This window comes from Leptospira ainazelensis, from assembly GCF_016918785.1.
Lineage (GTDB): Bacteria > Spirochaetota > Leptospiria > Leptospirales > Leptospiraceae > Leptospira > Leptospira ainazelensis.
In genome coordinates this window covers 105,149-121,638 of record NZ_JAFFPT010000019.1, presented here as the reverse complement: position 1 = coordinate 121,638, position 16,490 = coordinate 105,149, and the positions used below count along the sequence as shown (strand labels likewise).

At 41.7% G+C, this 16,490-nt stretch carries 16 protein-coding genes; 5 read left to right on the top strand and 11 right to left on the bottom strand.

Features of this window, described 5'->3' with window-relative positions:
- The coding region (locus JWG44_RS05190) for a phosphatase PAP2 family protein (protein WP_205273909.1) at window positions 1-212 on the top strand (212 nt) is incomplete at its 5' end.
- On the opposite strand, the gene JWG44_RS05185 is transcribed toward JWG44_RS05190, so the two are convergent.
- From JWG44_RS05185 to JWG44_RS05165, 5 genes are all read right to left on the bottom strand, one after another.
- A complete protein-coding gene (locus JWG44_RS05185) occupies window positions 171-1,340 on the bottom strand; it encodes a Re/Si-specific NAD(P)(+) transhydrogenase subunit alpha (RefSeq protein ID WP_205273908.1) in 1,170 nt (389 codons plus the stop codon). The genes JWG44_RS05190 and JWG44_RS05185 overlap by 42 nt on opposite strands.
- Window positions 1,341-1,415: 75 nt before the next feature.
- On the bottom strand, window positions 1,416-2,354 hold the full coding sequence (locus tag JWG44_RS05180) for a UDP-glucuronic acid decarboxylase family protein (protein WP_205273907.1): 939 nt from the start codon (window positions 2,352-2,354) through the stop codon (window positions 1,416-1,418).
- Entirely contained in the window at window positions 2,351-3,229 is an 879-nt protein-coding gene (locus JWG44_RS05175; RefSeq protein WP_205273906.1) for a M50 family metallopeptidase, read from the bottom strand. The genes JWG44_RS05180 and JWG44_RS05175 overlap by 4 nt, the downstream gene beginning before the upstream one ends.
- Window positions 3,230-3,314: 85 nt before the next feature.
- A complete protein-coding gene (locus tag JWG44_RS05170) occupies window positions 3,315-5,012 on the bottom strand; it encodes a methyl-accepting chemotaxis protein (RefSeq protein WP_205273905.1) in 1,698 nt (565 codons plus the stop codon).
- A gap of 168 nt (window positions 5,013-5,180) precedes the next feature.
- On the bottom strand, window positions 5,181-6,401 hold the full coding sequence (locus JWG44_RS05165; protein WP_205273904.1) for a DUF445 domain-containing protein: 1,221 nt from the start codon (window positions 6,399-6,401) through the stop codon (window positions 5,181-5,183).
- A gap of 175 nt (window positions 6,402-6,576) precedes the next feature.
- Here JWG44_RS05165 and JWG44_RS05160 point away from each other — a divergent pair, with 175 nt between their 5' ends.
- Genes JWG44_RS05160 through JWG44_RS05145 form a run of 4 tightly spaced genes read left to right on the top strand, consistent with a single transcriptional unit; the run spans window position 6,577 to window position 9,246 of the window.
- Entirely contained in the window at window positions 6,577-7,056 is a 480-nt protein-coding gene (locus tag JWG44_RS05160; RefSeq protein ID WP_205273916.1) for an LIC_10042 family TonB-like protein, read from the top strand.
- Complete coding sequence (locus JWG44_RS05155; protein ID WP_205273903.1) at window positions 7,040-7,579, top strand: UpxY family transcription antiterminator; 540 nt, start codon at window positions 7,040-7,042, stop codon at window positions 7,577-7,579. Before JWG44_RS05160 ends, JWG44_RS05155 begins: the two co-directional genes overlap by 17 nt.
- Window positions 7,563-8,531, top strand: coding sequence for a KpsF/GutQ family sugar-phosphate isomerase (locus JWG44_RS05150; RefSeq protein ID WP_205273902.1), 969 nt, complete (start codon window positions 7,563-7,565; stop codon window positions 8,529-8,531). The genes JWG44_RS05155 and JWG44_RS05150 overlap by 17 nt, the downstream gene beginning before the upstream one ends.
- 4 nt (window positions 8,532-8,535) lie before the next feature.
- Window positions 8,536-9,246, top strand: a complete 711-nt coding sequence (locus JWG44_RS05145; protein ID WP_205273901.1) for a type I 3-dehydroquinate dehydratase — start codon at window positions 8,536-8,538, stop codon at window positions 9,244-9,246.
- Window positions 9,247-9,248: 2 nt separating this feature from the next.
- On the opposite strand, the gene JWG44_RS05140 is transcribed toward JWG44_RS05145, so the two are convergent.
- The 6 genes from JWG44_RS05140 to tsaE all read right to left on the bottom strand — a co-directional run bounded on the left by JWG44_RS05140 (window position 9,249) and on the right by tsaE (window position 16,484).
- A complete protein-coding gene (locus JWG44_RS05140) occupies window positions 9,249-10,751 on the bottom strand; it encodes a tetratricopeptide repeat protein (RefSeq protein ID WP_205273900.1) in 1,503 nt (500 codons plus the stop codon).
- Window positions 10,752-10,814: 63 nt separating this feature from the next.
- The gene (locus tag JWG44_RS05135) at window positions 10,815-12,431 is read right to left on the bottom strand and encodes a GMC family oxidoreductase N-terminal domain-containing protein (protein ID WP_205273899.1); all 1,617 of its coding nucleotides are present in this window, start codon (window positions 12,429-12,431) and stop codon (window positions 10,815-10,817) included.
- A gap of 2 nt (window positions 12,432-12,433) precedes the next feature.
- A complete protein-coding gene (locus JWG44_RS05130) occupies window positions 12,434-12,940 on the bottom strand; it encodes a hypothetical protein (protein WP_205273898.1) in 507 nt (168 codons plus the stop codon).
- 84 nt (window positions 12,941-13,024) lie between these two features.
- Window positions 13,025-15,289, bottom strand: a complete 2,265-nt coding sequence (locus tag JWG44_RS05125) for a ribonuclease R family protein (RefSeq protein WP_205273897.1) — start codon at window positions 15,287-15,289, stop codon at window positions 13,025-13,027.
- A 5-nt stretch (window positions 15,290-15,294) separates the two neighbouring features.
- A complete protein-coding gene (tsaB, locus tag JWG44_RS05120; protein ID WP_205273896.1) occupies window positions 15,295-15,975 on the bottom strand; it encodes a tRNA (adenosine(37)-N6)-threonylcarbamoyltransferase complex dimerization subunit type 1 TsaB in 681 nt (226 codons plus the stop codon).
- Complete coding sequence (gene tsaE / locus JWG44_RS05115; protein WP_205273895.1) at window positions 15,972-16,484, bottom strand: tRNA (adenosine(37)-N6)-threonylcarbamoyltransferase complex ATPase subunit type 1 TsaE; 513 nt, start codon at window positions 16,482-16,484, stop codon at window positions 15,972-15,974. Before tsaE ends, tsaB begins: the two co-directional genes overlap by 4 nt.
- Window positions 16,485-16,490: the final 6 nt, after the last annotated feature.

Here is a 16,490-nt window from a genome sequence, read left to right as displayed (position 1 = left end):
CCGCAAACTCGATGACGGCGGTTCTCATCCTTGTGTTCTTATTTAAATTTTCTCCGGCCTTGATTCTGATCAGTTTCTTAGCCGGATTTGGAAGGTTGCTTTCTCTGCATCACTTTGTAAGCGATGTGATAGGCGGATGGATCATAGGATCCATCTTCGGAGCGGCGGGATTATTTCTTGGAAGCGCTCTTCTTAGGTTTTGCTGCGCCTGATTTTGAGCCAAGAGCGTCCAAAGTAAGCTTATGTCGAATTTCTCCGGCATGAGTTATAGTAGTGGAAGAAAGAATTTCATCGTTCAGATCCAGATTGATTTTCTTTTCCTTAATTAATAACTTCAGAAAATTAAGAACGTTTTTGCTAAACATCTTGGAAGCATCGTTAGGAATCGATCCCGCCAAATTCTTATGACCGATTACCGTAACACCTTTCGGAGTCAGCACATTCTGACCGTGTTTTGTGTATTCGCAATTTCCACCCATCGAAGACGCGAGGTCGACAACGACGGAACCCGATTTCATATTATCCACAATCTTCTTCGTAATTAAAAGCGGAGCCTTTCTTCCAGGGATCAACGCAGTAGTAATGATTACATCGGCTCTTTGTGCAAACTTATCGATCGCTTCTTGTTGACGTTTTTTGTATTCCTCGGTTTGTTCCACTGCATAACCGCCTGCGGCGGCGGAATGCTGAGCGCCTTCCACTTCAACGAATTTTGCGCCGAGAGATTGGACCTGCTCTTTTACTTCCGGTCTTGTATCAAATACATCCACTACCGCGCCCAATCTTCTGGAAGAAGCGATCGCTTGAAGACCCGCTACCCCGGCCCCGATGATCAATACGGACGCAGGCGTAATCGTTCCGGCTGCCGTCGTTAGCATCGGGAAGAATCTCGCTAAATGAGAAGCCGCAAGAAGGACCGCCTTATAACCCGCAACCGTAGCTTGAGATGAAAGAACATCCATAGACTGCGCTCTCGTAATTCTCGCAATCGCATCCAAACTTAAGACGTCCACTTTCTTAGAGGCGAGTTTCTGAATCGTCGGCGCGTTCATGGCAGGCTGAAACATTCCGAGATAAATTGTTCCCGGTTTGATTTTTGCGAGCGTCGCAGGGTCCGCTAGATGAAGACTCACAATGATATTAGATTTACTGATGATATCTTGACGAGAGACGAGACTCGCCCCCGCTTTTTTATAGTCCTCGTCATGATAATAGGACTGTGCACCGGCTCCCTTTTCCACCAAAACCGAAGCGCCAATCTTTTTTAACGCGTCGACGATGTCAGGAGTTACGGATACTCTTGTTTCTTCTTTAGCTTCTTTTAGAATTCCAATATTCATAATTTATTCCCGGTGATAAATGGCGTGTTCCGGACACGTTTCGTTAAGGTACGTCCAGATTTTCTTCGCATAAATTTAATCCAAGTTATTTTTAAAGTATTCGATCGTTTTCCGAATTCCGTCTACGAGAGCGACCTTCGGCTCAAAACCCAGACGTTGTCTTGCAAGAGTTAAGTCAGGTTTTCTTCTCGCGGGATCGTCCTGAGGCAAAGGTTTGAGAATGATCTTTGAAGAAGAGCCGGTTTCTTTCAGAACCAATTCCGCAAGTTCTCTCACCGTAAATTCTCCATCGTTCCCGAGATTAACCGGTCCTGAAAAATTCTCCGTGTTCATCATTCGGATAATTCCGTTTACGAGATCGTCCACGTAACAAAAAGAACGTGTTTGTTCCCCATCCCCGTAGATGGTTATGTCTTCTTTTTTAAGGGCCTGAACTATAAAATTGCTGACCACCCTTCCGTCGTCCGGAAGCATCTTGGGACCATACGTATTGAAAATACGAATCACTCGAATATCTACATCGTGATTTCTCTCATAATCGAAACAAAGAGTTTCAGCGACGCGCTTACCTTCGTCATAACAACTCCGAATTCCAATCGGATTTACGTTTCCCCAATATGTTTCTTTCTGAGGATGCTCCAAAGGATTTCCATAAACCTCGCTTGTAGAAGCCTGTAAAATTCTCGCCTTTACTCTTTTTGCAAGACCGAGCATATTCATCATACCGAGCACGTTCGTCTTGATAGTCTTGATCGCATTGGATTGATAATGAATCGGACTCGCAGGACAAGCCATGTTATAGATCTGATCCACTTCCAGTTTGATCGGATCCGTAACATCGTGTCTTATGAATTCGAACTTGGGACGTTTAAAAAGTTCTTCGATATTTTTCTTTCTTCCGGTATGTAAGTTATCAAGACAGATAACTTCGTGGTCTTCATCCAAAAGTCTGCTACAAAGATGGGATCCGATAAATCCGGCGCCACCGGTGATAAGTATTCTTTTTTTGCTCATTGTTCTTCTTTTTCCAAAAATTCCGCAGGCAAGGGTTTTCCGTTTAAATCAAGACCCTTACTGAAAAACCATTCCATAACTTCCGGAGTTACGTCTCCGGGAAACGGAGTTTCTGCGTTTGCACCCTCGGGAAAGTGGAAAGAATCTTCTTCCAATAGAGAATCCGAATCCTGCGTTCCGGACTGGAATACTTTTTTCACCGAGACGAATATGATGGATAAGCTAAAAAAAGACCAGAGGAGGGCAATCAAATATCCCAAGACGATCACTGATTTCGGAATACTTTGAGAAACGCTTGCACCCGTAATCCACATTGCCATAATCCCGGCATCGGTATAAACAATGTTACCGGTAAAATCCAAAAGATCGTATAAACTATAAAGAGTGATACTCGTTCCGATAAAAACCAGTATGAAGTGATTGATTTTTAGATTGAAAAATCCGAGCAAAACAAAACCCAAACCCCAAAGGATTCCGGTGTACTGAGCTAAGTTACCCGGTTTAGAATAAGAGATCGTCATAAGAAGTAGGATGGCTCCGAAAGAGATCAGAGTCGGACGGATCATCCTTCCCGAAAAACCGCGATTCAAAAGAAAACCGCCGATCAAACAAGAGCCCAGATATCCCGCTGAAACCACAAAAATAAACGAACCTTTTCCGGAACTTGGAATCGCGATCGTTTCTCCGGATTCGTTTCCGTGAAGTTCGATCGCATGAACGGTTCCTCCCGTTAAGAGCGCTGCGATCGCATGTCCGATTTCATGAATAAAAACGATGAAGTCTTTCAGATAACTAACGAGATGATGATCCCAAAAAGAAAAAAGCGTGATCGCTATCGAAATAAAAATCGTCAGTCTTAGGAATCGATTCTCCATCGATTAGATTATCGGCAAAATTTAAAACGGGCAGAAGTAAAATGAGTCGCTCCCGTAAGAATTGATTGATTCGTTTATTTAGAATTCAATTGGTTCTAAAGTGTTTGAGAATATCCTTTAATTTGATCGCTTTGTAGACCGATTCGTCGACGGTATGTCTGATCTCTTCCGATGTTTTTGCGATGGATTCGGAATTATCCGCAATGTTTTGCATAGACGAAGCGATTTCATCGGAAGCGACTTTTTGAAATCGAGAAGATTCGGTCACAGTTTCTCCGAGCTTATTCACTTGATCGGTATTCTTTCTAATTTCATTTAGTTTTTCAGCCTGAGCGGCCAAGGATGCGGTTACGATTGTAGCGGAAGAATTTACTTCGCCAATATAATCCGTTAATTCTTTTACGATTGATAACGATTCTTGAAATTTCTCCGCGCCGAAGTCCACGGCCTTTGCCGTATTTCCAATTAGATTCACGATATCCTTGATCGAGTTTCTAGTTTGATCGGCGAGTTTAGAAATTTCCTCGGCTACTACGCTAAAACCTTTCCCCGCTTCTCCGGCTCTTGCAGATTCGATCGAAGCATTCAATGCAAGTAAGTTCGTTTTTTCGGAAATAGAAGTTATGATTCCTATAATTTTGGAAATTCCATTAGAATATTCCTTAATCTCATCCATCGCAAGGATCGCTCTTCCAAACGTTTCCTGACTTTGGGACGCCTTTTGTTTTACCGAAGACGTTTGAGTCGAAAGATTATCCAAGGATTTGGAAACGTTTTGAATGGATTCGTTGACCTTTCCGATCCCCTCGTTGATTGCTGCCAAACCGGAAGACTGAAATTGAATCGACTTCACGATTTCTTCCAGCGTGGAAGAAAGTTCATGAGACGCGGAGGCCGTTTCTTCCACGGACGCCGCTTGAGAATGTGTGCTCTTCTGAAATTTTTCCGAAGACAAAGAAAGATATTTATAGAGGTCGTTATTCTTTTCGAAATTCTCCTTAATCTGAACCAACAATCCCCAAATGCTGATCACGAGAACTCTAAGCGTCGAATAGATTTCGGCGACTTCGGAATATTCTCTTCTCGCCGGAATCTCTATCAGGAAATTACCGGCTACAATTTCCTTTTGAATTTTAATGATCTCTCGAATTCTCTTTCGATATCCTAAAATTGTAAGAATTAGAAGTACAATGCCTAAGGCGCCGCAAGCAATTCCCAACAAGGGAAGAAAGAGGACGCCTTTACCGATCCATTCGAAATTCGCAAATAGAAGCGGAACAAAAACTAGTAAACTGTAGATGAGAATTTTTCCCGCAAGACCTAACCTTTGGAGCAAAGATTTAATCATACCTTTAAATTTCCAAACAAGAGAATCCGTATTCTGCAATTCTCTAAAAAGAAGTTCAGCCCTTGCGATTTGTTTTGCCGTTGCTTTTTTGCGGACGGACATATAACCGGTTACGATCCCATCGCTCATTACCGGAGTGACGGTCGCATCAACCCAATAGTGATCGCCTGACTTCGCGCGATTCTTTACGACCCCGTTCCAAGGATCTCCCGATTGGATCGTTTGCCACATTTCTTGATAGACGTAAGGCGGGACATCGGGGTGACGAATCAGATTGTGCGGCTCTCCTAACATCTCTTTTTCTGAAAAGCCGCTTATATCCGCAAAATCTTGACTAACATAAGAAATTCTGCCTTTTATATCGGTTCTTGAAATCAGAACCGCGCTGGAAGGAATCGGAATTTCTTTATTTGTGACCGGAAGATTTTTTCTCATACGAATACCCTAACAATTACATCGCATAAAATAGAATCGTTCCTTTAAAGGAGAATTTTGTTTTCGCTAGGAAAAGATAACATTTTTCCCAGATCGGAATAAAAGTTCGTATGATTAATTAAGAAATTTCTAATATAATACGAAAGGGTTAGATTAATCCGACATCTTTTATGACATAAAAACAAGATAGGCTTGAATGAGACCTACGAAACCTCCCAATATAGCCCCCAAAATAATTAAAGTCATTTCATCTTCTTTAAAAACGGAATGCAATAAAGATTCAAATTCATCGGCAGGTAACACGCTTAAACGATCTGCCACAGTTTTTTCAATTTGAAGCGTATCTGTGATATAATTTTGAATTCGATCCGCAACTTGTGGAATGATCCAGATAATGTGATCCGCTATCTTAACCTTGAGTCCTTTGATTTTTTCCGAGCCAAGGAGAAGAGGAGCAAAAGGCGCTTTTTCCTTTAACTTACTTTCCGTCATCGCTTTCGCTTTTTCAATCACAAGCTGAATGATAAGATCGCCTCCTTTTCCTAAAAAAATGAGTCGAATTAAATTTTCGGTGTTTAAGACCCGAGAAGCGATAACGGCGGCAAACTCTTTTGAAACTTCTTTTTGCCTTTTTAAAAATAAACCTTGGTAACGAAAGAAAAGAAATCGTTTCGGTTCTAAGGGACGAAAAATCATCAGAATAGCGAGCCAGTTTGTATAGTAACCGACGGCAATTCCCATAATGGGCATCGTCCACCACTGATTGAAAAAATTAATAAACGCGACCTGAACCAATCCGATTAAAAAGCCGAAATAGATTCCCGAACGAATGATAAAAGAAAATTCCGGACCTCCGCACCGAGTGAACATCTCAACAAGGAACTTAGTATTCTTCCCGCTCAAAGAAACACGAATGATTTCATCGATCTCTAAAATTTCATCGAGTTCTTTTCCGAAAGACTTATAAACCTGCTCGATCTGTCTTGGAATTTCCGATCGAATTTCTTTTTCCAAATCCTCTTTTAAAGAGTTCGGCAGCAAGGACCATAAAGCCGGATTTTCTGCGACAATCACGTCGTGCACGATCTCTCTCGCTTTCTCTTTTACGATATCTCGAATCGAGTCGTTGATTCGATGCGGATCCACTTTTTCATACAATTCATGAGGACGAACCACTCTCGATGTTAAAACCTTTGCGATCAGAGTACTCATTTTGACGGCGTGATTTGGTATGATTCCTTTCCATCCGAAGTTGCCGACTCCTATAAACTCGTTAGGATAAAAGATCATCTTAACGGCGATGAAGTTTGTGACCCAACCCACGAAGGAACATGTAAGTAAAATTGATAGTATCTCAACAAGTCGTGGATATTCGTGAAACCAGTCCATTGGTTAAATCCTTGAAGCCGAAGATGTTCGAAAGTATCGTAAGAATTCAGATTGAAAACGTTAAGACAACAATTTTTTATTTCGCTTGTTCGATTATAATCGAATCCTACTCTGGAAGAAGAGCATCGGTATTTGTATCCATCTCTGTCTAAACGTGGATCGAAAGAGCGACTTTGTGAGTACAAAACTTTCCTTTTTAATTTCTGGTCTTTTACACATTCTAATATTCGCATCTTTTTTATTCTACAGTCCGGATTCTTCCCTTGTGTCGGACTTCGAAATTTTTTTGAAGAAGGGAGGAAGTCCTCAACTCGTGTTCGATCTTTCGAATGAAGGGATCGGTAAGATTTCAAAACCAGCCGAGTTTGAGAATCCGAGCGATTCAGGAACCTTACAAAGAGAAATCGAAAAATTTAAAAATGAAATCCACTTTCCACAGGAAGCCCTGGAACAGAGATTGGAATCGGATTGTTCTTGGGAAGTGGAAATAAAATCTGGCGGTAAGGCAGAGGTTCTTAAAACTTTGCAACCTTGCAGATATTCGGTCTTTGAAATCGAATTCAAGAGAGCGCTGAGAACCTGGAAATTCAATCTCATAGAAGGAACGAACTTAATCATTCCCGTTTCGTTTAAAGTAGATGATAAAGAATTCTGATCACAACGAATGGTATGCGTTGTATACCAATCCCAGAGCTGAAAAAAAACTCAAAAAACTTTTTCAGCAGAGAAAGATTGAATGTTTTTTACCTTTGATTTCAAAAAAGAAAAAATGGTCGGATCGATGGAAGGTCGTCGAAGAACCGATGTATCCCTCTTATATCTTTGTAAAAATCTCATTTTTTGAAGAACGAGTTAAGGTTCTTCAATTGCCGGGCGCTCATCATTTCGTGTTTTACGCGGGAAAACCTTACGTGATACCGGATGAGGACATTCATCTTGTAAAAACTTTTTTAGAAACCTTTCCCGATAAAATTCAAGTTGAGATTCAGGAAAAACTTTCTCCCGGTAAAAAAGTTTTAATCAAAGAAGGACCGTTCGCAGGATATCACGCCGAAATCATACAAAGAAAAAACCAAGAGCAAATTATAGTCAAATTTCCGGGATTGAATTTAATGACTTCGGTGACTGTGGACATTGAAAAGTTAAGACTGGAGGAAAACGTTGGATCCAATTTTTGAAAAAATAACCAAAGCGATCGATATCGAGATAGAGTCCATTCTGCATTTTAGAAAGAATCTGGATCCATCGATTAAGGAAGCAATCGAACTCATTCTTCAATCAAAGGGAAAGCTAATCGTACTCGGCGTCGGTAAATCGGGCGACATCGGTAAAAAAATTTCTTCCACATTGTCTTCCACCGGAACTCCTTCCATTTTTCTTCATCCGGCAGACGCTGCCCACGGTGACGCCGGAATCATCGCAAATGAAGACGTAGTTATCGCCATCGGAAAGTCCGGTGAAAGTGAAGAATTGCTCAACTTGATTCCGACGATCAAAAACATCGGAGCAAAGCTCATAGCGATGACCGCTAACGCAGATTCCAGACTCGCGAAAGAATCCGACGTCGTTTTGTTGACTCCTGTTTTAAAGGAAGCCTGCCCGCTCGAATTAGCTCCGACTTCCAGCACCACAATCGCGCTCATTTTAGGCGATGCGATTGCAATGTGTCTTATGGAACTGAAAAACTTCAAAAAGGAAGACTTTGCTCTTTATCATCCTGCGGGAAGATTAGGAAAACGTCTCAGCCTCAAGATAGACGACGTTATGCGACGTGAAAAGGATTTGGCAAAGGTTTCGCCGGATTCCGACTTAGATCAAATATTAACCGAGATCACCGTGAAAAGACAAGGAGCAACGGGCGTAATTGACGCTAACGGTCAGCTCCTCGGTATTATAACCGATTTTGATATTCGCAAAAAATTAAAGGATGGAGGATTGGATTCTTCCGTCACCGCAAAAGAATTGATGAATTCGAATCCTATCTCGTTTCGTTCCGGTGAAAACGCATACGAAATTTTAAAACAAATGGAATCGCGCCCAAATCCGATTTCGGTAGCGCCGATCATCGACGAGCGAAAGGTCTTGATCGGAATCGTTTCCATTCACGATCTTTTACAAAAAGGTCTCTGAAATCGTGATTCGAAAAGAATTTCATATCGTCTTGACCGTAAGCGAGGAAGATTTTTTCAACCTGACGGAACACCCCGCTTGCGACTGGATCGAAATACGACTCGATCTTTTTTCGCCTCAAGGCTTAAAGGAAAGGCTAACTACTCAAATCGATCGATTAGGCGCGAAGTGTATCTTCACTTATAGACAAAGCGCGGATACGGACCAAACATATCGATCTCAAGAATCCGAAATTGATTTTGAAAGAATTACAAATCGACTGCAAATTCAAAATCATTATCTAGATCTGGAATTAAACCGTCCCAATGATCTATTCGAAAGTTTCGCCGAAAAAGGTTTCGGTTTGATTCGTTCCGTCCATAAATTCGACGGAATTTTATCAGAGCAAGAAATCAGGAATTGGATTCAAAACGATTCTTATCTGACCGGGAAAAAATATAAGGGAATTCTTCCTTTAAATTATAAGTTTGCGGTATTTCCAAACTCGATTAAGGAACTCGCGGATTTTCTTTCTTCTTTTCATAACGTTGCAAACGATTATGAAAAGAACGATATCCGCCTAACAGGAATTTGTATGGGAACGCTGGGAATCCTTTCCAGAGTGTATCCGGAATTTTTCGGTTCTAACTTTACTTATTGTTGTTTGGACGAGCCCAAGGCTCCCGGTCAGGTGGATCTCAAGTCTTTGTTAAAACTGAGAAAGGAAGGAAAATGATCCTAAGTTTTATCCAAAGCTTGAGAATCGAAATTTTTATCTTTTTCCGATCCCTTTGATTCTAAGAATTTTTTAAAAGAAGACTTTCCTTTAAAACGATCAAATTCCTTTTCTTCGGCTGCGGCGGCCCAAATGGAAGGTTTCATATTTGCCGCAAGTCGAATGTATTCCATCGTCTTTTCGAGATCGTCTTTGTTTGCATAACATTTTGCTAAAAGATAATAAGCGCCGGAAGACCCGCCGACTTTTTCCAACATCAGAATCGCTTGATCGATTTTTCCGGTATAAAAATACGCCTTACCGAGATAAAAACGATATTCTCTTTCCTCCTCTTCACTCGATTGGACGGAATGAAAATATCTGAGCGCTTTTTCGTATTCGCCGTGATTTGTATAATAACGCGCTAATTTTAGAATACCGTCGTTGTAAACGTCGGGAAGATTTTTGAATTCGGGATTGTCCTTCTCCAACTTGGAAGCGATTTCCTTGAGGATCGTATATCCCTCGGTCTCTTCCTTGTTCTGTATTTTGCAAAGCGCAAGATACATTCTAATTTCGTGAGTCCTTTCGCCGAATTCCAAAGCTCTTTCTGCGGTTTTGATGGAATTATCACAATCTTTCACTTCGTATTTCAATTTTGTTAAACCGATCAAAGGTTGAACCGTTGCATTTGCGGAGTAAGACTTTCTGTAGTATTTGGCCGCGTCTTCGTAACGTTTCATTTTATGGTAAGCGACGGCTTGGTTCAAGTTCGCATAATAGAGCATCTTTGAATTTCCGGAATCGATTTTACTCTCCAGCTTATCCAAAACTTGGAGCGCGTCCGGATATTTTCCGTTACGAATCAAGATCACCCCGTATTTATAAAGATAATCTTGTTTTTCAGGATGATCTTTTACGAGTCCCTGCAAGAGAGTTTCCGCTTTTTGAAATTCTTTATGATTTGAATAGATTAAGGAAAGATTCCATCTCGCGGATTCGTTTTCTGGGTCCTTACTCAGAATTTTTTGATAGTCTTCTTCCGAGTTAGGTCCGGAAGTTTCGACTTCTTCGGTGTTCCGTTTTGGTTTGTGGTGAACTACATGTCCGGAAGAAAGTCTTTCCTCGGCTGTGGCCCTAATTTTTTGAATGTGGGTTAGGTCAGGATCGATTCTCAAAACCCGATTTGAGTAAGCGATTACTTCGTGATAATCCCTTTGATAGTTAAAATAGAGAATGATCTTTTGATAACAGTTTACGAGATCTTTTTTTGGAAGATTAAGACTAACTGCCTTTTTAAAACTCTGGATCGATTTCGGATAATCCCTTCGATACTCGTAAATGTAACCCATGTACATCCAGGCTTCACCTGAGGACGGATTTCCATTGTTAAACTTTTGAAATTCATCGATCGCCTTTGCGAAATCCTTTCGGGCATAAGCCTTCTTTCCTTCTTTTAGATCCGCAAAAATCGGATCTAAAAAGAAAGTGAGAAGGATGAAAAAAAGGAGAATCGGGAAGCGCATAGGACCAGTTTCAGAGAGGAAGCCTTTTTTAAAAGTGAATTTGCGACCCCTCTCCGCCCCGGTTTATAATAAATTTCCTAATTTTTCCTGTTTTTTGGAAGCAAGCTCTTCCGAAGCCCGCAAAGCAAAACTCATCGTCGTAATCTGAGGATTGACGGACAGCCCGGTTGGATAAACCGAAGCATCGATCACAAAGATATTTTTATGACCGTACAATTCCAAACTCGGGTCGACGGCTCCTTTTTCGGGAGTATCTGCGGCCTGAATCGATCCGTGAGGATGAGCGGAGCCGACTATCAAACTTCCCGGGTTGAATTTTTTTTCCAATACCCAATCAAATTTGGTGTTTCGATCCACTTTCACGGGTTCTTCCATATCCGGAAAAGGAAAAATCAGTTCTTTAGCGCCTGCGGCCGCTTGGACTTCGGCCAGCATTTTTAAACCGCGGAGCATATTCTTCCCATCACCTGGGGTGAGTTCAAAATAAACCTTTCTAGAACCTAAGGACCATTTTACGGAAGCATTCGCTTCTCCATCGGCTCCATCTCGAACAAGGACAATCCCCGCGCTCATGTTCGGATATTTTCCGATCATTTCGAATTGTTTCGGACCATAGAATGGAATCAAAGAAGCGGCTAACGTTGGACGAAAAGGAGCCACTTCCAACCAAAAACCGTATCCCGTGTTGTCTTGATTGTGACCGTCTTTGATCACAGCCGATTGCGGCGGTCCGGAGAACATATTGATTTTTTCTTCAAAGATCGCAAAGATCGAACTCGTAGGATGCACTTTCAAGTTTCTTCCCACCCAATCGTTTCCTAAGCCGGATCTTTGTAAAAGCGCCGGGCCTTCGATCGCGCCGGCGCTTACGATTACGACGGGCGCTGAAATTTTTATCTTTTGAATCACCTGATCCGGCGCTTTTTCATACGCGTCCGGAGTAAACTCGGCGACGACAACTTTTATAGGTCCGTCATGAATTACTTTTGCCTTCATGTTTGCGATCACCGTCGCTCCCGCTTCGATCGCATCCGGAATATAAGTCAAAAACATGGATTGTTTCGCGTTGATCGGACAACCCAAACCGCACCTTCCCAAACCGATACAACCTCGATTGTTGTTGTTCAACACTTCGGGATGAAGACCTAACGTTTTACCGCCTTTCATCAAAGTATTGTTATTCGGATTGATTAGATTCTGAGGAACCGGATGTACGCCGAGTCTTTCATGAACGGAAGAAACGTAAGGATCCATATCTTGTCTGGAATATCCCTTCAGTCCGAATCTTTGATCCCATTCAGAGGTCACGTAGTCCGGAGGATACAAAGAGGTCTGCCAGTTGACGGTCGTCGAACCTCCTACGGTTCTTCCTTGAAGAATACTCAGAGTTTGTTCTTCCGAAACGATAAAACCCGCGTCGCGATAAAGTCTCGCGGAAGCCATAAATTCTTCGCTCGTAAATTGAGCCGGGGTGAAGTAAGAACCTTCTTCGATCAAAACGACTTTCCAACCGTTCCGTGCGAGCGTTGCTGCAGCGACCGCTCCGCCTGCACCCGAACCGATTACCACCGCTTCGGCTTTGAGTTCCCAAGTTCCGTCTTGAATATTTTCTCTTTCGATGATTTCTTTGTGTTTCTTTGGAGTAATAATTTTATCATTTGCCGCTGGAATTCCGCTCATCTTTACGCCTCATATCCCGCTAATTTTTGGATTCGTTTGTCTTTTGAAACAAGGAAGAATGAAATCTGTCTCATGATAGAATACGCGCCGCGTTTCAAATTGAGAGAAGAATTCTTCCAAGACAAAAGACGTTTCTCTCTTTCTTCCACGTTCAAAGAAATCATTGGGGTAAAGGAAAAATCGAGGGCCAATGCGGCAAGTCTCGAAGACGGAATCATACCTAATAAAAGAAGTACGTCTTCCGTATCGATCGGAGTCGGATGACCATAGATATAATCATCCACGGCTATTCCCAAGTCGAAATCAGAGATCGGATTTCCTCTTAAAAAAACCTCGCCGATCGATTTGAAGGAGAGATAGTGATCTTCTTTCAAACCGCGAAGACGAGGAATCGATCCCGTTGAACACGCGCTCAATCCCGGAAGAACAAAGGCCGTGATCGCCATAAATTTTAGACTCAGTTTTAGAAAACGACTCCGTGGAATCGGTTCTTGTAAAAAATTCTCCAAGTTCACCTCCCGTATGCCGAACAGCGGCCACGGTTTTATATATAACAACTGTCCAACAGTTGTACACGAGGCGAATCTCTTTGTCTATACTTTCTTCTGGAATTTTTTCATTTTCACAAAGATCTTTATTTCCTCATAATCGATTCGATCCAGTTCCACTTCGACCTTATCCCCAAGAGTATAAATCTTAGTAAACTTCTTGGAATAGAATGAAAAGTCAGTATCCATTCTAATTTCGCCCTCATCCGTAAATTCGGAAGCGAGCAAACACGCATCTACCATCGGATTTTCTAAATCCACAAAAATGAGGAAGGGTTTGCAGCCTGTGATTGTAGCTGAGAACTCTTTGATCCCGGTTTTTTCCAAATATCTGCAAGCCTTGAGCTTGTAGTAATCTCTTTCCGAATCCGTCGCTTTTCTTTCTTGGTGAGAACAATGGAGACCTGCGGTAATCATATCGTCCGGAGTGTAGAGAGGTTTTTTTCCAAGAAGAATATTTTGCAGAACACGATGACAGATAAGATCCGGATATCTTCGAATAGGCGAAGTGAAATGGCAGTAGTCCTCAAAGCCCAATCCCCAATGACCCAAATGTTCGCCCGAGTAATAAGCCTGCATAAAGGTTCTCAAAAGGAACATATTAAAAAGTCTTTCCGCGGACTTTCCTTCCAAATCTTTCAAAACTGCGCTTATGGATTCGTAACTTGAATCTTTTAGCAGTGTTTTGATTCCATTCAATTTTAAGAATGCGTTGAGAGATTCGATTTTTTCGTCGTCCATCGGTTCGTGCACGCGGTAAAGAGTAGGTTGTTTCTTTTTCCGAATAAACTCCGCCACTTTGATATTCGCCGAAAGCATAAATTCTTCGATGAGAATATGAGCCTGCAGTCGATCTTGAACCGCAATTTCGATCACGTTGTGTTCCGAATCCGTTACAACTTTATTCTCCTTAAGATTCAGATCCACTCTTCCGTTTTCCACTCGTTTCGCTCGAAGAACTTTCGCAAATTCATTCATTCGAAAAATCCAATTTTTCGTATCCCCTGATAGAATTTCGGATTCCGCTCGATTGTATGTATAACGTTCCGCGACCTTAATCACACTTTTGTAAAATTTCGCACTAGTGATTTTACCTGTCCAATCGGCTTCCATCTCCACAGTAAATGCTAGACGATTTTTCCCCGCGACAAGCGAGCAAAGATTTTCCGAAAGCTCCGGCGGCAACATCGGAACCACTCGGCTTCCAACGTAGACAGAGGTTGCACGATTATAAGCCTCTTCGTCGAGTTCGGTTCCCAAACGCACGTAATACGAAACATCGGCGATGTGGACGTAGAAACGGATTTTATTTTTCTCTTCGATAAAACTGATCGCGTCGTCGAAGTCTTTGGAATGTTCTCCGTCGATCGTGATACATTTTAAGCCCCGGAGATCGACTCTGGATTTCCAGTCTTCCACGTTACTTTCATCCACTTCTTCCGGGAGTTCGAGGGTTATATTTTCAGGATAAAGAATGCTGTAATTGTATTTCATGAGCATTCTCATCAGATCCAAATCTTCCTTTGTATCCGATTCGAATCTAAGAAACTGGACTTCGTAGAGATTTCTTTCTTGTTCCGTGTCTTCCTTTAGCTTTACGATCAAAACGTCGCCGGATTTGATTTCATCCTGAAGATCGGTAAGAATCGTTTTGCGAAGAAGGTAACCTTCTTTTTCTTCACCGTCGATATCGAGGAGTTTTCCAAAGATAAACTTAGGATCTTTTTCAGTAATGATCATACGGTAGAGGTCGCGTCCTCTTCTTAAAATCTCCGTGACTTCTCCTTCTAAGCGCCCTTTTTTACCGATACCGTAAGGTTCTACTTCCACAAGATCGCCTTGAATTGCGGATTGAGTATATTGACCGGGAACAAAAATTTCCATTCCCGAAGCCAGTTTTACAAAACCGTCGCCACGTTTGCTGATCGAAATGGTTCCTTGGAGTTTTTGATTGGAATTGACGATGATATTCTTTTTTTCTAATTCAATCAGTCCTTCCGTTTCCAGTAGTTGAAGGGCTTCCGTGATTTCTCTTTCCCTTTCTTGGATCTGCCATTTTTCTCTTTTTTTGCCGTAAGAATTTTGATTGTCGTCTCTGAGAATTTTTGCGGTTAAATCCTTGTATAAAATCACAGAGCCGGCTCTGGATTGAAGGTATTTTAGAATTCTCTTACCTACGTCGTTTTCTCTAAAACCTTCCGATCTTCCGGAAGATCTTTCTTTTTTAGGTCTATCGGATTTTGAGAAGGTTTTCTTTTTCGGTTGAGGAGTTGTCCTCTTTTGATTTGTTTGTTTTTTCTTTTTATTCATAATAACTAAACCGTCGACTTCTCGTCGACATAGGTTCCACGTACATAGTTTGGAACCAATTTCCAATAAGGATAACGATCCGGAAATCTCAGAGCTTCATCGATTCGATCTCTGATTTGACGGATCAAGGCGGAGCCCGAAGGCAAATTTTCTAAAATCGAATTTCCTTCAAAGAATTCTGGGTTGTCCGAATATTTTTGGGAAGTCAAATACGCTTGCAAACGATCTTCGGGAATTCTTTCCATTATATCATCGGGTTTTACGTCGATGGAACCGAAAAAACCTCTTCGATCCTCCATCCCGAAATAAATTTTTTTTTGCTTTGCTTCAATCGCGACAAATACGGGATCTCCCGCTTCTTGAAAATAGAAAGAAGTATAAACGTGCAGGCTATCGATCCCGATCGCGGGAATTTTCCAAAGTTGCGCCAAATTTCTAGCTGTGGCCACCGCGATTCTAAGACCGGTAAAAGAACCCGGACCAAGGGCGCAAACGATCAAATCGGGAGATTTCCAGTTAGATCGTTTGAGAACATTTTGAAGTTCTTGGATCAGAACTTTTGAAGATTCTCTGGGATGAATTCCGGAATACGAAGCGACGTTTTCCAAGTCGCCTTCGTCGGTCAGATGAAAAGATTCCGCCAAAACCCACTGGTTTGTAGCATCAAAGAATAGAATTTTCTTCATGCAGGATGTCCTTCCATTTTTATCCAAAGATCCTTTAGAATCGGATAAGAATCTACATCATCACTTTTGAATGTGATTTTTCTTTCGTCTTCGGAAACGATCTGAAAATCCACTTCGATCTTAAGATGTAAATTTCGGATATCTTCCTTCGCGATTTGCCACCATTCTATGATGGATACGCCGGTTTTTCCCCAGATTTCTTCAAAGCCAAGGTCTTCCAAATCTTGCGAACTTTTCAATCGATGAAGATCAAAATGATAAAAGAAATCTTCGCGACCGGAAATCGGATATTGATTGATCAAAGTATAAGTGGGAGAATTTACGTTAGCAGACGGAGATATTTTTTTCACCAATTTGGAAGTAAATGTGGTTTTTCCGGCGCCCATCGTGCCTGTAAATAAAAGAACCGGAAATAAACTTTGTTCCAAAGATGTTTCGATCAGGGTGGCAAGGAAATGGGCCGGCTTGTCTAATTGTTCCAGTTTTAGATTCTGAAATTCGAGTTCCAATTCTTC